The 16,878-nt window shown below is 50.6% G+C and carries 9 protein-coding genes; all 9 read left to right on the forward strand.

All coding sequences use genetic code 11. The features are described 5' to 3' along the window. Window position 1: 1 nt before the first annotated feature. The 9 genes from B160_RS0100920 (at window position 2) to B160_RS28105 (ending at window position 16,843) form a co-directional block, all read left to right on the forward strand. Complete coding sequence (locus B160_RS0100920; RefSeq protein WP_018625957.1) at window positions 2-1,723, forward strand: RagB/SusD family nutrient uptake outer membrane protein; 1,722 nt, start codon at window positions 2-4, stop codon at window positions 1,721-1,723. A 27-nt stretch (window positions 1,724-1,750) separates the two neighbouring features. Then, entirely contained in the window at window positions 1,751-3,358 is a 1,608-nt protein-coding gene (locus B160_RS0100925) for a hypothetical protein (RefSeq protein ID WP_071596976.1), read from the forward strand. Between the two features lie 307 nt (window positions 3,359-3,665). Continuing rightward, window positions 3,666-5,291, forward strand: coding sequence for a glycoside hydrolase (locus B160_RS0100930; protein WP_157557841.1), 1,626 nt, complete (start codon window positions 3,666-3,668; stop codon window positions 5,289-5,291). A 22-nt stretch (window positions 5,292-5,313) separates the two neighbouring features. After that, window positions 5,314-8,094: a glycoside hydrolase family 2 protein gene (locus tag B160_RS0100935; RefSeq protein WP_018625960.1), complete on the forward strand. Its 2,781-nt coding sequence runs from the start codon at window positions 5,314-5,316 to the stop codon at window positions 8,092-8,094. A gap of 24 nt (window positions 8,095-8,118) precedes the next feature. After that, window positions 8,119-9,393 (forward strand): glycoside hydrolase family 88 protein, encoded by a 1,275-nt coding sequence (locus tag B160_RS0100940; protein WP_018625961.1) that lies wholly within the window; start codon window positions 8,119-8,121, stop codon window positions 9,391-9,393. A 37-nt stretch (window positions 9,394-9,430) separates the two neighbouring features. After that, window positions 9,431-11,440 carry a polysaccharide lyase family 8 super-sandwich domain-containing protein gene (locus B160_RS0100945; protein ID WP_018625962.1) on the forward strand — a complete coding sequence of 670 codons (2,010 nt, stop codon included), beginning with the start codon at window positions 9,431-9,433 and terminating at the stop codon, window positions 11,438-11,440. 16 nt (window positions 11,441-11,456) lie between these two features. Further along, window positions 11,457-12,167 (forward strand): SGNH/GDSL hydrolase family protein, encoded by a 711-nt coding sequence (locus tag B160_RS0100950; protein ID WP_018625963.1) that lies wholly within the window; start codon window positions 11,457-11,459, stop codon window positions 12,165-12,167. A 72-nt stretch (window positions 12,168-12,239) separates the two neighbouring features. Further along, window positions 12,240-13,451 (forward strand): glycoside hydrolase family 88 protein, encoded by a 1,212-nt coding sequence (locus tag B160_RS0100955; RefSeq protein WP_026309429.1) that lies wholly within the window; start codon window positions 12,240-12,242, stop codon window positions 13,449-13,451. Window positions 13,452-14,020: 569 nt separating this feature from the next. Next, window positions 14,021-16,843, forward strand: coding sequence for a glycoside hydrolase family 2 (locus tag B160_RS28105; RefSeq protein ID WP_040679216.1), 2,823 nt, complete (start codon window positions 14,021-14,023; stop codon window positions 16,841-16,843). Window positions 16,844-16,878: the final 35 nt, after the last annotated feature.

The raw sequence follows: 16,878 nt of genomic DNA on the forward strand, positions 1-16,878 counted from the left end.
GATGAAATTAATGAATATGAAACCGGTTTGGATCAGCTGTCTCCTGTTGCTGGTAATAGCGGCAAACAGCAGTTGTAAAAAATTTTTAGACCGTGAAGTGGAGTCCAATTATAAGGAAGATGAGGTGTTTGTAAACTATGACCGGATGCAGCAGGCGGGCATTGGAGTGTATGCCTTCCTGTACAACCGTTTTGGTTTCCAGCGGATCGATAACGCCATGCTGGCTTCTGCCTGCGATGAGGCAGATCATGCGGTACCGGCATCTGCTATCCAGAAATACAATACCGGAACCTGGACGGCCGTTTCCAACCCGGAAGATTGCTGGGCCTTTTTTTACCAGGGCATCCGCAGGGCCAACCTGTTCCTGGAAAACTCCGTCAATTACAAACAGATCGTCTATCGGGACACATTGGATCCTGCCAATAAAAGCAGTTATGAGGCCAATGTGAAAGACATTGCCTGGCTGCGTGCGGAAGTGCGCCTGCTGCGGGCCCTGTATTATTTTGAGCTCATCAAACGGTATGGCGGTGTGCCGCTGGTAGACCGGTCTACTTATACCGACGAGGAGCTGAAGCAGTTCAAACGGAAAACATTTGATGAATGTGCCAGCTTTATAAAAGCTGAATGCGATAGCGTATATCCGCAATTAAAAGATTCCTGGGTGGGCTTCTCCTCAGAGAAATGGAGGGGAAGGATCACACAGGGGGTGGCCCTGGCCCTGAAGGCCCGCGTGCTGCTATACGCCGCCAGTCCGCTGAACAATCCATCCAATGATGTTGAAAAATGGATCGCAGCGGTTAAAGCCGCACACGAAGTGATCGCATTGGGTAAATATGGATTACATAATAGCTACAGCGGCTTGTTCCGCCTGGGTAATGGTGCCGATGGCAACACGGAAGTGATCTTCGCCATACAGGGCTGGGCCCGCAATGATTTTGAGCGGATGAATTATCCGGTGGGTTACAGCCAGGGCGGAGAGGGCAGTACCTGTCCTTCCCAAAACCTGGTGGACGCATACGAAATGAAGGCCACCGGTATGGGGATCGGCGAACCCGGATCGGGTTATGATCCGGCCAATCCTTATGCCGGGCGAGATCCCCGGCTGGGTATGTCGATCCTTACCAATAATACCACCTTCAAAAACCGCCCGGTAGAAAGCTGGGTAGGCGGGCTGGATGGTTTGGGCAAGCTCAATGCCACAACAACGGGATATTATTTACGTAAGTTCGTTGATGAGGGGCTTGATCTGGAAAAGAACACCAGCAGTGTCCATACCTGGGTATTGTTCCGGTATGCAGAGATATTACTGGATTATGCGGAGGCCATGAATGAGGCGTATGGACCGGAAGCCTCCAGCGGGTACTCGATGACCGCAAAAGCGGCGGTGGACCGTGTACGGCAGCGCTCGGGCGTAGGTATGCCGTTGCTGCCGCCCGGTCTTTCAAAAGATGAAATGCGGGCACGCATCCGGAATGAACGCCGGGTAGAGCTGGCATTTGAAGAGCATCGTTTTTTTGATGTGCGGAGATGGAAGATCGCGGAGCAGACCGAGAACCTGCCGCTGATGGCCATGCAGATCACAAAGACGCCGGAGGGTACCTTCAAATACCTGGTGCGCAAAGCGGAAGACCGGATCTTTCAGCCGCGCATGTACTGGTATCCCATTCCGGAGCAGGAAGTGTTAAAAAGCGAGGGGAATCTTGCACAAAGCCCGGGGTGGTAATTTTCATTTATTCAAAATATTCTGTTTATGAAAAGAATATATAGTATACTCTTTATTGGTTTGAACCTGGTATGGTTGTTTATGGCCTGCAATAAGGCGCTTACATTTCCTGAAGGAGATAGTACGCCCTTGCCCGTGCTGGAAGGCGCCACTGCCCGTTTGCACTGGATCGGTCCGAAATACAAAGTAGCGGTACAGGCATTGATGAAGGACGAAAAGGGAATTAAAACGGTGCAAATGAAGAACGGCGAATGGCAGCTGGATACGGTTTTTAATGTGGGCGACCAGTCCTCGTTTTCCATACAGGACAGCTTTCTGGTACCAAAGGATCTGAATCCCACACAACATACACTGGAGTTCCGGATCACGAATAGTGAGGGTGGGTTGATCAGGAAATATGTAACGGTGGAGGACCTTTCTTCCGAAAATCTTATTGCCGGTTATAACCCGGATGAACTGCCGCCGGATATCAAGGTTGTAAAGCCCACGGTGACCAAATTCCTGGGATTCTCGGCCGCGCCCATTAAAGTTGATTTTGAAGCAACCATCAGCGACCTGGAAATTAACAGTATAGAGCTTAAACTCTGGGGTGAGGCGGCAGATGGCCAGCCGGTAGAGCTTTCCGAAACGATCAATCCCACGGATGAAGCCGCAAAAAAACAATATACATTGATAAAGAGCCTGGAGCTGCCCTCCGGCAAACCGGGATTGTACCAGTACATCATCCGTTCAACGGATGCAAGCGGTAACAAAAAAACAGTAGGAGGTGAAGTAAGTGTGGGGTATGTGGACCGCCTTTATTTATCTGATGCGCAGAATGCAGCGGAAGTGACCGCACAGGGATACGACCAGGCCGGGGGATGCAGGGGGATCGGTACCATTTACTCGATGAAAAAGCAGGGTAACAATACATTCCTGATCGATTATTATTATCCTGCTTCCGGAGCAGAGAACATCCGGTTCATCGCATTTCTGGGACCCAATAAACCCTTTAGTAATACCGGCGGTACGCAGGCCGGTATCAATTATACCCTGGATGGGGAAAATGTTATTGGTTCAAGTGCTGCAGCACCGGCTACGCTTACCGTTGATCTGCAACAGGCGGGCTTTAAATTACCGGTAACGCAGAAAGGCTACTATCATATTGCTGTTGACATGACCAAACGTACCATTAGCGCTACTCCATATACACCCACATTACCCATAGATGCGGTAAAATATCCGGGATGGTCCGATGCCAGCCCCTGGCAGTACCTCGCTGTAACGGGACCTACCGTTGCCGGTAGTGCGGGTGGCTGGACAGAAGCGACTACCTCACCCAAATTAACGAGGGATCCGGATAATAAATATTTATTTAGTGGATCCTTCCAGACTACGGGGGGGACGTCAAATATGAGCCTGAACGCGCCTTTGGCAGCTTTGGGTGGGGATGTATGGGGTAAGGGATGGTTTCGTCTGGCTGCAGCACGTGCTGCGATGAAAGATGATTATGGTGACCTGATCACCACGGTAGGAGCGGTAGGTGCCAGCTCCGGCGGTGCCAACTGGGGCTTTTCCACCAGTCCGGCAGGAACCTATAAGGCTTCTTATGATCTGGCATTGCAGCGTTTCAGGATCGTAAGAACGGGGAATTAAGTGGGCGATGGTTCTTTCCCGACTGATGGGCGCGGATTGTTTTCGCTGATCTTTTGCTCTTAAGCTTGACCCGCAGAATAGTTGCGATCTGCGGGATGCAGGTTCCGCTGCAGAGGTACATGTCTGCACGCGCTCTGCGACATAGACCTTAGATGACGAAGTTTTCAAAGAATAGAATTAACAAGCAATAATACGACAGTAAAGAAAACCTGGGTGTGCATTGGTATGGATGGATATGCTTTCTTAAGCCGGGGTGCATGTCCGCACGCGCCTCGCCCATGGACTTTAAAAAATGAACGATCACCGGATGAAATTTTTTAAGAACAGATCAGACAATAAACAAGCGATAAAAAGAATAGTAAAGAAAGCTGGTTGTGTGTTTGTATTGACGCATGTCCTCTCGCTTCCCTGGGCCTGCGACAAGCAGCCTGCGGGGGATGATCCCGGTGTTATTGCATCACCCGGAAAAATCATCGTAGAACTTTATCCTTTGCAGGAACAGCAGACCATTCACAGTTTTGGCGCTTCTGATTGCTGGACGGCAAAGTTTGTGGGCAGTTGGCCGGATGAACAGAAAAAGAACAGGGTCGCCGACCTGCTTTTCAGCATGGATACCTTAAAAGACGGAAGTCCTGCAGGCATTGGTCTTTCCTTGTGGCGGTTCAACATTGGCGGCGGCAGTTTTGAACAGGGTGCCGCAAGTAATATAAAGGATGAATGGCGGAGAGAGGAATGTTTTATGAGCGCGGATGGTGAGTATGATTGGAACAAACAAAAAGGGCAGCAATGGTTCCTGGAAGCCGCAAAGAAACGGGGCGTTTCTTATACGCTTGGTTTTTCACTGACACCTCCCGTTTTTATGACACAGAACGGAAAGGCTTATAATGCCTCCGGCGGCACGCGAATGAACATAAAAGATGGGATGATGGATGCCTATGCTGCTTTTTTGGCAAAGGTGGCCGGGCATTTCGGTTTCGATTTTCTAAGCCCGGTGAATGAGCCGCAATGGAAATGGGGAAAGGCAGACGGCGCCGGCCAGGAAGGTACACAGGCCGTGAATACGGAGATTGCTGAGCTGGTAAAGGCTATTGCACCAAAAATGGGAAATACGAGCACAAAGATCGTAGTGGGTGAAGCCGGGCAGTGGGATTATATCTTTGGCAAAAATGAAGAAGGCTGTGGCGATCAGGCCCGCCGGTTTTTTAAACCGGGAACCACTACCTATATCGGCGGCCTGCCCCAGGTTGCCCGTATTATCTCCGCGCACAGCTATTTTACCACCTGCCCGGATGATGCTGCAGTTGCTACCCGCCAGCAGGTGCGTTCTGTAGTGCAGCAACTGGCGCCGTTACAAACATGGCAAACAGAATTCGGTATCCTTGGTAATATCTGCAATCAATACAGCGGTGCACCGCGTAATACCGGTATCGATTACGGATTGTATGTAGCAAAAGTGATCCACCATGATCTTACGGTGGCCAACACCACATCCTGGCAGTGGTGGCTGGCCATGAGCCCTTACGACTACAGCGATGCCCTGGTATACATCAATGCTCCCTCCGGTAAGATCGATGTGCCGGGCAGTAAAACGGACGGGATCGTTTCCGGCTCAAAGCAGCTTTGGGCGTTCGGGAATTTTGCCCGTTTTGTACGGCCGGGGATGCAGCGGATCGCAGCAGTAACATCCGGGAAGGACGATGCCGGGAGCATCCTGGTATCCGCATACAAGGACAACAACACAAAGAAGATGGTTGTGGTACTGATCAATCCAAAGGAACAGGAGCAACACATACAATTGAAGGGGATGTCTGATCTGCCGCTTGCGCTGTATACCACAGATGGCACACAGAACCTGAAACATTCGGTAGCAAATGCCCGCGAAATACAGCTGCCGGCTAAATCGGTGGTAACGGTAACCGGGATCTACCAGTAATAATAAAAAAGTTTTTGAGCAAATGATGAGAAGCATTCCGGTTTATTGGATAACAACCTTGTTGCTGGGCATCGTGTTTACGACACAGGCGCAGCAGCATACACCTTTCTCCCGTAAAACCCTGGGCCTGGAAGGGGTGTGGAAATTTAAACTCGATCCCTTTGAAACTGGTGTTAACAGCAATGGCGTACAATTGCTGCCATCCCTGGCGGAAACGATCACATTGCCGGGATCTACGGACCAGGCGGGTAAAGGGTACAAGACAGAGGGGATGACCTCGCTGCGGCTGACACGCGCATTTGAATACAAGGGCATTGCCTGGTATGAAAAGGAGATCGAAGTGCCGGAGCAGTGGAGCGATAAAGAAGTGGAGCTCTTTCTTGAACGGGCACACTGGCAAACCGATGTATGGGTCAACGACCGGCCGGCCGGCAAGCGGGAGAGCCTTTCTGTGCCGCATCGTTATATAGTAACCTCGTTGCTGAAACCTGGTAAGAAAAATAAGATAAGGATCCGGGTCAATAATGATAAGATCTATGACATCGAATATGCGCACGCCATCAGTGCAGAAACGCAAACCAACTGGAACGGGATCATTGGTAAAATAGAACTGCGCGCTTCTGATAAAGTGCATATCGCCGATGTGCAGGCTTATCCCGATGCATCAAAAGGAATGGTAAAGCTGCAGGTGCGCATCCGGAATACCACCCGCAAGGCAGTGGAAGGAAGATTGGGATTTAGCGGTACCGTTGAACATACGGCAAAGCCACAGCAGGTGCCGGAAGGCGGGATCCGTTTTTCGGGAGCAGATTCCCTGATCACGGTTACGGCCGAAGTACCACTGGGCGCACCAGTTCAGTTATGGGATGAATTTAATCCCGCATTGTACCGGTTGCAGCTGACATTGAACGCCAGCGGAAATGCACAGCAATATAATGATGGAACCGAAGTGACCTTCGGCGTGCGTGATCTTGCAACCCAGGGTACCCGATTTCTTTTTAACGGCAAACCTGCATTTATCCGGGGCACGGTGAACTCTTCAGAGTTTCCGCTCACCGGTTATCCGCCGGCGGATAAGGAGGAGTGGATCCGGATCTTTACCATCTGCAAAAATTATGGATTAAACGCGATGCGCTTTCATACCTGGTGTCCGCCGGAAGCGGCTTTTGAGGCAGCAGATGAACTGGGCTTTTACCTGCAGGTAGAAAATCCTGACTGGCGGTTTACCATTGGTAAGGACAGCGCCGTAAATGGATTTTTGCGCAGGGAGGGTGAAGCCATCTTAAATGCCTATGGCAACCACCCGTCATTTATTATGTTCTGCGAGGGTAATGAACTGGTAGGCCCGGCCGTAAAGGAATTTCTTACAGCGCAGGTTACGCACTGGAAACAGTTGGACCCGCGACGCCTTTATACCGGAAGTGCAGCGTACCCGCTTATTGATGCGAATGATTATCATGTATTGTATGGTGCCCGGCCGCACCGCTGGAAGGAAGGGCTCAAAAGCCGGTTCAATGTAAAGGCACTGGATACCCGGTATGATTATTCGGATTATGTGGTCAGGAACAAAGTGCCGATGATCACGCATGAGATCGGTCAGTGGTGTGTGTATCCCAACTTTAAAGAGATTCCGAAATATACGGGTGTATTGAAACCGTATAACTATGAACTGTTCCGCGAGTTGCTGCGCGAGCGTAACATGCTGGACCAGGCAGAAGATTTTATGATGGCCTCGGGAAAATTCCAGGTCATCCAGAAAAAAGAGGAAGTGGAATCCTACCTGCGTACACCCGGGCTGGGCGGTTATCATATGTTGCAATTGAACGATTTTCCCGGTCAGGGCACCGCACCGGTAGGCGTGGTAGACATCTTCTGGGATCCCAAGCCTTATACAACAGCGGAAGCCTTCCGCAGGTTTCAAAATACCAGGGTACCTTTATTAAGAACGGATGGTTTTACCTGGACCAATGCACAGACCTTTACGGCAATGGCGCAGTTTGCTAATTTCGACAGTGCTGCGCTGAAAGACGTTACGGGTGAATGGTCGCTCTGTTACCAGGATGGCACCGTATATGCTTCGGGAAGTTTTGCACCGGCCGATATACCGGTGGGCAGCCCGTTCACGCTGGGAGAGATCGCCATTCCGTTGGATAAGATTGAAACAGCAGCACAGTTGAAACTGACGGTCGGTATCCGTGGTATGGGCTACAATAATGACTGGAATCTCTGGGTATATCCGCAAAAACAACCACAGGTGGATCCGGGTAAGGTGCTGATCGCAGATAGCTGGAATGAACGGGTTGCAACCGTTTTGGAGAAGGGGGGCAGTGTACTGCTGCTGGCCGATACCGCAAAAGTAAATACAGATGCGGCACCCGGGTTCTCGGGCATTTCCTGGAACACGGTGTGGTCCGGTATGCCGCCCAACCTGTTAGGGATCCTTTGTGACCCGAAACATCCGGCCTTACAGTTCTTTCCAACGGCCTTTCATTCCGACTGGCAGTGGTGGGACCTGGTAGCCCATTCAAGGCCCATGGTACTGGAGCATTTCCCGTTCGGATTCAAGCCGCTCGTACAGATGATCCCCGACTGGAACAATCCCCGTAAGGTCAGCCTGTTGTTTGAAGCACGGGTGGGTAAGGGTAAATTGCTGGTTTCAGCCATTGATCTGAAAAATCAGCTGGATCAGCGTCCTGTGGCAAGGCAATTATTGTACAGTCTGAAGAAGTATATCAGCAGCGATGCCTTTGCGCCAACCGAAGAGTTGGCTCCGGCCTTGTTGCAGCAGTTGTTTAAAAAATAGATCAGGACAAATTTTGAGAAGGATATGAAGAACGGTTTAAAGAACGTCTTGCTCGGCAGTTACCTGATATTGTCAGGGGTAATGCCAGCTCCGGTAAATGCACAGAAGCTGCACCGGTTAAAGCCCCGCCCGGAGGTGCAGGCAATCGTGTCAGAAAGTTTACAGGCTTCCGTACGCCAGTACAACTATTTAAAACAACAGCTAAAACCGGATCAATGGCCCCGGACCTTTGAAAAAGGAATGTTACAAACAGTAACACCTGCTGCCTGGACCAGCGGTTTTTATCCCGGCGGGCTGCTGTACCTCTATGAATTTTCGCAGGATCAGGGTTTATTGAATGAAGCGAAGGCTAAACTGGAAAAGATGGAGCCGCTAAAAACAATGACCGCACATCATGATCTTGGTTTTATGATGTATTGCAGTTATGGCAATGCCTACCGGTTGTTTGGCGCTCCGGAGGATAAGGCCGTCCTGGTACGCTCGGCGCAGTCGCTGGCCCGTCGGTTTGATCCACGTGTAGGCTGTATCCAGTCCTGGGACCAGGTAAAATCCCTGGATGGAAAACGGATCCTGAAATTTCCGGTGATCATCGATAATATGATGAACCTGGAATTATTGTTCTTTGCTTCAAAGGCAACCGGGGAACCGCTTTATAAAGATATAGCGATCAAACATGCGGAGATGACCATGAAGAACCAGGTACGTCCTGATTTCAGCTGCTATCATGTGGTAGACTATGATGTGGAGACCGGGGCTGTAAAGAGCCGGGAGACCCAGCAGGGCTTTTCAGATAACTCCGCCTGGTCGCGCGGTCAGGCCTGGGGTATCTATGGGTTCACCATGGTATACCGCGAAACAAAGGATCTCCGCTTTTTGCAGACAGCAACCGGCATGGCCGATTTTTTCCTGAACCATCCCAATCTGCCAAAGGACAAGGTTCCCTACTGGGATTTTAATGTGGGTCAGGCGGGCTTTGATCCGCCCTGGAACTTTGATCCGTTGAAATACCAGCCGGTGCCCAGGGATGCATCAGCGGCTGCGATCACCGCATCTGCATTGCTGGAGCTGGCGGGATACGTGGATCGTAAGACAGGCGAGCGTTACCAGCATGCCGCAGAAATCATGCTGCAATCGCTGTCGTCACCGGCTTACCGTGCAGCAACTGGGGAGAACGGCGGGTTCATCCTCAAACATGCATCAGGAGGCGTACCGGGAAATATAGAGGTGGATGTGCCCCTTATTTACGCAGACTATTACTATCTTGAAGCGCTTATGCGTTACCGGGCGCTCAAAAAATAAGAGGCAGTGCTTTTTTGAAGATCACAGAAAATAAGATATGCGCAGGATCAGTTTGAATATCGTTTTTATTTTATTGTTTGCCGTGGCGGCGCGCGCACAGGCAGATACCATACTGGACCGGTACAGCAGGTATTTGTTCCAAACCAGTGTATTGGCTGTAACGCATACAGGCAGCTGGATACGTACCCTGCAACCGGATGGGCGCTGGCCGGATATTGATTATAACGACAAGGAACCGGCCGCATGGAAAGTACCGGACCACCTCAAACGGATTCGTGATATGGCTTTGTGCTGGGGGGCTCCGGGATCACCGGACCGGAATAGTACCCGGCTGTTAAATGCAATGGAAAAAGCACTCGACCACTGGCTGTTGAGGCGGTACCAGAGTACGAACTGGTGGCACAATGAAATCGGCATTCCCCGCTATATGCGGGACATCATCATCCTGCTCCGCAACCAATTGAATCCGCAACGTATGAAAGCCGCGCTGGAAGTGCTGAACCAGCTGCGGGTGCACGAAGATTATCTTGCCGGTAACCTGGTTTGGTGTGCCGACCTGGGTCTGCATTACGGCGCGCTTACCGGTGATGAAAAGCTGGTGCAACGATGTCGTGCACTGATCGTAAAGGAGATCAAAACCGGAACAGGAGAGGGCATTCAGCCGGATTACAGCTTTCAGCAGCACGGCCACCGGCTGCAGATGTACCAGTATGGAAAAGCATTTTTGTTGGAGAGCCTGCGGGTGGCCTGGCAGTTAAAGGGCACCCCACTTGCATTTCCGGAAGATAAAGTAGCATTGCTTACCGGTATGATGCTGAACGGGTGGCAATGGATGGCCCGCGGTATTTATACCGTGCCGGGAACCATGGACCGGTCGGCCTCCCGTAAAGGTGAACTGGAAAGCGCAGATGTGCGGTCGTTGATCCCGTTTATGAAAGAGCTGCAACCTTCCAGGTCTGCGGACTGGGACCGGCTAAGTGCCGTTCAGAATGGGAAAGCGGGCTTGCAGGGCTTCCGCTATTATCCCTATTCAGATTTTGCTGCCTATCACCGGAAAGGGTTTAGCTTTTTTATAAAAACCATTTCGACCCGTACGCTGGCTACGGAATCCATCAATCATGAAAACTTAAAAGGCCGCCTTCTCAATAGCGGTGATGCCTACCTGATCAGGGATGGAAAGGAGTATACGGATCTGATGCCGGTCTGGGACTGGTCGCACCTGCCCGGGGTCACTGCTTTTAAAGGTGCTTACCAGGCAAACCGCCAGGCTTTTGCCGGCAGCGCGGGCGATTCCTTTTGCGGCGTTACAGCCATGCACATCATCATTGCCGACACAACAGGAAAACAATCACTGGAGGCGCGTAAGTTCTGGGCCTGTTATGGAGATAAGGTAATATGCCTGGCAGGCGATTTAAAAACAAATCAGGTTTCCGGTCCGGTTTACACGGCATTGGATCAGTGCCGCCTGCGGGGTCCGGTAACGGTCAACAGTCCAAAGCAGGTACTGCGGAGCGGAACAACACGGCTGGATGAGGTACGCTGGATCCATCATGCAGGATTTGCCTATATCCCGCTGCAGCCGGCGGCTATGGAAGTACACGCGGAGCAAAGGTCCGGCACCTGGTATGCGATCAACAATGCGGAATCAAAAGATACCGTGCGTGCTGCTGCTTTTATGCCGGTGCTCTTGCAACAACAAGGCCAGGCCTTTGGCTATGTATTAAGCGCTGCGAGGACGGCTGCGGAAGCGGCAAGGCTGGCCTCAAAACCGGATTGGAAAGTGTTGCAGAATGATAAAGGTGTACAAGCCGTTCGTTTTTCAGACGGCGTGGTCATGGCGGCATTTTATACCGGAGGTAAACTGATGCTGGATCAGCGGCGCTACCTGCAAACGGATCAGCCTTGCATGATGGTTGTTAAAAAAGGGAAACTATATATCAGCGATCCGTTGCACAAAGGTGTAACGGTAACAGTAGCGATCAATGATAAAACGCAACGGCTGCAGTTGCCGGAGGATGGTACTACGGTTGCTGTCGCTTATGAATAGATTTAAAAACAGAAAGATGAAAAACAGGATGACCCGTTTATTACTATTTGTTCTGGCATTGCACTGGGCAATGGCCGGTATGGCGCAGGCAGATCCGCAAACCTACCTGGAGGAGCTGAAGACCGAATTGAAAAAGAAATGGCCCGCGAACCGGACCATTAACCTGGTATTTCACGGGCATTCTGTGCCCAGCGGCTATTTTCAAACACCTGCGGTACATACGCTGGAAGCCTACCCGCACCAGGTATTGCAGCAATTGAAGGAGCTGTATCCCAATGCCGTTATCAATGTGATCACCACATCGATCGGTGGCGAAAATTCCGTGCAGGGGCAAAAGCGGTTTGAGAAGGATGTGCTGCCGCACCACCCGGATGTATTGTTTATCGATTATGCCCTCAACGACCGGGCCATTGGCCTGGAAGCATCCCGGATTGCCATGGAGAAGATGATCCGGAAGGCATTGAAGAAGCATATAAAGATCATCCTGATGACGCCTTCTCCGGATCTTACGGTGGATATTCTTAAGCAGGATAATATCCTGAGCCAATTCAGTCAGCAGCTGATACAATTGGCTGCAAAATATAAGATCGGTCTTGCAGACAGCTATGCTGCTTTTTATGATGAGGCCCGGAGTGGAAAACAGCTACGCGATTATATGGCGCAAAGCAATCATCCCAATGGAAAGGGACACCGGCTGATCGCAGACCGGATTATGCAATGGTTTTAAAATGGTAAGAAATCAAATGTCGGGCCGAGGTTTGTGTCCTCATGGTCGCCTGAGGGGGCTAAATGAAATAATATGAATAAAATAAGGTTGCGCCGGGTTTGTTGGTTGCTTGCCTGTTGTTTTTTGTTGAACACATTAAACGCACAGCATCTAAAGACCCGGAAAAAACTACGACGGGAGGTAGTGCGGTGTATGAATGAATCGGCTCAGCAATACAAGGTAATGCTGCAACGGCTGGATGCCGCCCGTTTTCCCGTAACCTGGTATGCTAAAGATGATAAACTGGTCACCAGCGGTTCCGAGCCCTGGGTGGGCGGCTTTTACCCCGGTGCATTGTTGTATCTTTTTGAGTACACGAAGGACAGCGCTTTATACAAGGAAGCTTTGCAAAAAATGAATGTGCTGGAAAAGGAGCAATACAATAAAACAACACACGACCTGGGCTTTATGATGTACTGTTCTTTCGGTAATGCGGAAAGGCTGGCGCCAAAGCCGGAGTATAAAGATATCCTGATCAACAGCGCACGGTCTCTGGCAAGCCGGTTTAGTGAAAAAGTAGGCTGCATCCGTTCCTGGGATTCGGATACCGGCCGGTTTATGGTGATCATTGATAACATGATGAACCTGGAACTGTTGTTTGAAGCTACAAAGATGACGGGCGATTCTTCTTTTTACCGAATTGCAGTGACCCATGCCAGTACCACCATGCAACATCATTACCGTCCGGATTACAGTTCGCATCACCTGGTGATCTACAACCCAAAGGACGGCAGCGTATTAAAAAAGCAAACGGTTCAGGGTGCTGCCGACAGCTCTGCATGGGCGCGGGGACAGGCCTGGGGTTTGTATGGCTATACCATGACCTATCGCGAAACCCGTGACCCGAAATATCTGGAACAGGCCCGGCACATTGCGCGGTTCCTGTTAACGCATCCACGTTTGCCGGCGGACAAGATACCTTACTGGGATTTTGATGCACCCGGGATCCCCAATGCACCAAGGGATGTTTCTGCAGGTGCGGTGATCTGCTCGGCCCTGCTGGAGCTGGCTACCTATACATCCGGAAAAGAGCGCAAAAGCTATATGACGGCGGCAGAAAAAATGTTGCAAAGTCTGTGCTCCCCGGCCTACCGTGCCGCTATCGGTGAAAATGGTGGTTTTCTTTTGAAACATGGTGTGGGTAACTATCCGAAAAATGCGGATATCGACGTGCCGCTGATTTATGCCGATTATTATTATGCAGAGGCATTGCAACGGTATTGGAAGCTGGGAGGAGGAAGATGATATTGGTCGTGCCTACGGCACTCTGGTCTCTTAGCATGTTTTAGTCTCCGGAATAAATTCCGGAGTCATATAACAGCAGGCCGATGGCCTTTGGTGGTGTGTTGGAGAAATGTTCACGACGGTGTGTAAATACAGTGAAGAGGCATCACCTCGTTTTAGTTTTTTAACAACGAACTTTAGTTCGTTGTTAACGGGCTGTAGTACAGACCGAGAGCCATAGGCTCGGATCATGAGTTTAATGCAAACTCACTGTTCTACCAGTCGATGTGATCCTCAAAACAAATAATGACCTGGGCTTATGGTACCTAATAGCAAATAGGTAAGGGTCAGAAACTTAAGCCAGTGCGGAGAACAAACCGCCCTGTATCGAGGTGTCGACGCGTGCGACGCAAGACTGCCGCCATGAGCACTGCAGCCGGGACAATAAAAAGCCCGCCGCTGCCAACGCTCTTTAACATCAAAAGATCTATCTTTTTCCGAAGATTAGCCATTGAAAGTGCCACAGAACGGTGCTATGTTTGAACACTAAATGCGAAGGATGCTTGCCGGACAGGAAGCCTGTATTTATAATGATTGATATTTTAAAAACACGTATAGCCGGAACCCTGTTGTGGATATTGCTAAGTATTTATGGCAATGCGCAGTCATCTGTGCGGGAGCGTATTGCCCTGCGGGGTAGCTGGGGTTTTCGTATGGATCCGCAAAACGCGGGAATGGCACAACGTTGGATGAATAGTCTGTTTGCAGAAACAGTGACCCTGCCCGGTTCCATGGCGCAGTGGCATAAGGGCGTCCGGAATACCCAACCCACCACACAACATTTAAATGCCCCCTGGTCCTATACAGGTAAGGCCTGGTACCAGAAATGCATCCACATACCGGTATCCTGGAACGGAAGAACAATAACGCTGAACCTGGAGCGTACAAAAGCTACATCCGTCTGGCTGGACGGAGTACTGGTGGGCAAAAGCCGGCTGCTATCTGCCATGCAGGTGATTGAGCTTGGCCACCCGGAACCGGGATTGCATACGCTAACGATCTGTGTAGACAATACGCCTTCACTCTTTGCTGTGGGCGGCTCACATGCCCTGAGCGCGCACACACAAACCAACTGGAACGGTATCATCGGCAATATCTTCATGGAAAGCCGGAACAGTTTTCAATTAGCGCGGGTGCGGGTAAAACCGAATGCAGATCAACGGCTGTTCCGGTTCAGCATCCAGTTAAGAGACGAACAAAAAAATCATAAGCCAGCCCGTATCAAAATAGAAGCATCCGCATGGAATACGCCGAAACCGCATCGGGCAAAACCGCAGTGGTATAATCTCGCTGAACAAACAACAGATCGTATGGTGATACTGGATTATCCGTTAGGTCCGGATGCCCTGTTCTGGGATGAATACCGGCCGGCACTCTACCGCATTACGGTAACACTGTATGATAAGAATAGCATTGCAGACCGGAAGACGTTAAATGCAGGGCTTCGAACGTTCCGTCCGCAAGGCACACAATTCAGCATCAATAACCGGATCACGTTTTTGCGTGGAAAAAATGAAAGCTGTGTGTTTCCTTTAACAGGATTTCCGCCCACTGCTACAGCAGAGTGGCAACGCCTGTACCGGATCGCAAAACAATACGGCATCAATCACTACCGTTTTCATTCCTACACGCCGCCGGAGGCGGCCTTTGAGGCCGCAGATATTGAGGGCATCTATATACAGGCAGAGTTACCCAACTGGTCCAATTTCAACAGTAAGGATAGTTTTCAGAACCGCTTTCAATATGAAGAAGGCCGGGCCATACTGGATGCTTATGGAAATCATCCATCGTTTGTGATGTTATCGCTGGGCAATGAACTGGCAGGGGATGAAACAGTGCCGGATAAAATGATAAAAGAATTACGGGCTTACGATGATAACCGCCGGCTGTATACGATTGGCACAAATGCATTTTATAACGACCCGCATCCGGGGCCGGGGGATGATTTTTGGGTAACGATGCGGACAGGTAAGGAAACCCCTGATGGCCGGTTTGATGTGCGGGGCGGTTTTGCCACAACGGAAGACGCCGGTAATGGAATTTTAAACACCATGCGCCCCAATACACGGCGCAATTACAATGAAGCCATTAAACCGTATCACCTGCCGGTGGTAGGACATGAGATCGGACAGTACCAGCTCTATCCGGATTATACAGAGCTCCCGCAATACACCGGAGTGCTTCAGCCAGCAAATCTCCGGATCTTCAGGGAGCGTTTGCAAAAGGCGGGCATGGGCGACCAGGCTGCTGATTTCTTTAAAGCATCGGGTATGCTGGCCGTACAATTGTACCGCCGGGAAATTGAGATGGCGCTGGGAACACCCGGTTTTGGGGGCTTTCAACTATTGGACCTGCAGGATTTTCCCGGTCAGGGCACCGCGCTGGTGGGTCTGCTGAATGCTTTTATGCGTAGCAAAGGGCTCATTACCCCGGAAGCGTTCCGGCAGTTTTGTAACGATCGAACGCTACAGGTGCTGATGGATAAATATACCTGGACCAACGAAGAGCAGTTCACAGCAGATATCCGGTTAGTGAATTACCGTCCGGAAAACCTTTCAGGGAAAATCGTCAGCTGGAACCTGACCGGACCGAAAGGCCAGGTGTTGGGAAGCGGGAAACTGCGGATCAAAATGGATGCAAGTGGGATCATCCCGGTCGGGAACATCCGTCTTTCACTGGGGGATATTACAACAGCCAAAAAGCTGATTTTGGAGGCGGAACTCGAAGGTACGGCTTACCGCACCAGTTATCCCGTTTGGGTATACCCAGCCAAACAGGAGCTGACCGTTCCTGCCGGGCTAATGGTTTCAAAAAAGCTGGATGACCAAATGTTAAGCGCATTACAGGCAGGGGCCAAAGTGTTGCTGTTGCCGGATCATGACAGGATAGAAGGAAAATCAGTGGGTGGTCAGTTCATTACTGAATTCTGGAACTGGAAAGTATTTAAAGAAGCCGCCGAAAAACAGCAACGGCCGCAATCGGCCGGTACGCTGGGGATACTTACCCGGCCGGAATTGCCGCTGTTTGACCATTTTCCCACGGAATATTATGCCAGCTGGCAATGGTGGAGCATTATCAAAAATGCGCGCCCGCTGATACTGGATGCCCTTCCGGCAGGCTATAAGCCGCTGGTACAGGTGATCGATAATATCGACCGCAACCATAAGCTGGGACTGATCTTTGAATGCAGTGTGGGAAGGGGGAAGCTGCTGGTATGCATGGCACCATTGGATCAGCTGAAGGATGATCCCGCTGCAAGACAGTTGTATTACAGCATGCTGCAGTATATGGCATCTGATCGCTTCCACCCGGTAACGGTATTAAATACCCGGCAATTAAAAGAGATTTTGTAATGAATGGATACTCCCAGTCCCACCAGTCGCCCTGT

The organism is Niabella aurantiaca DSM 17617, assembly GCF_000374125.1.
Taxonomy (GTDB): domain Bacteria; phylum Bacteroidota; class Bacteroidia; order Chitinophagales; family Chitinophagaceae; genus Niabella; species Niabella aurantiaca.

Bases quoted from the DNA above. Each gene is read 5' to 3' on its own strand.
- B160_RS0100930 (WP_157557841.1), top strand. From the start codon at position 3,666: ATGAAATTTTTTAAGAACAGATCAGACAATAAACAAGCGATAAAAAGA.
- B160_RS0100940 (WP_018625961.1), top strand. From the start codon at position 8,119: ATGAAGAACGGTTTAAAGAACGTCTTGCTCGGCAGTTACCTGATATTG.
- B160_RS28105 (WP_040679216.1), top strand. From the start codon at position 14,021: ATGATTGATATTTTAAAAACACGTATAGCCGGAACCCTGTTGTGGATA.
- B160_RS0100945 (WP_018625962.1), top strand. From the start codon at position 9,431: ATGCGCAGGATCAGTTTGAATATCGTTTTTATTTTATTGTTTGCCGTG.
- B160_RS0100955 (WP_026309429.1), top strand. From the start codon at position 12,240: ATGAATAAAATAAGGTTGCGCCGGGTTTGTTGGTTGCTTGCCTGTTGT.
- B160_RS0100935 (WP_018625960.1), top strand. From the start codon at position 5,314: ATGATGAGAAGCATTCCGGTTTATTGGATAACAACCTTGTTGCTGGGC.
- B160_RS0100920 (WP_018625957.1), top strand. From the start codon at position 2: ATGAAATTAATGAATATGAAACCGGTTTGGATCAGCTGTCTCCTGTTG.
- B160_RS0100950 (WP_018625963.1), top strand. From the start codon at position 11,457: ATGAAAAACAGGATGACCCGTTTATTACTATTTGTTCTGGCATTGCAC.
- B160_RS0100925 (WP_071596976.1), top strand. From the start codon at position 1,751: ATGAAAAGAATATATAGTATACTCTTTATTGGTTTGAACCTGGTATGG.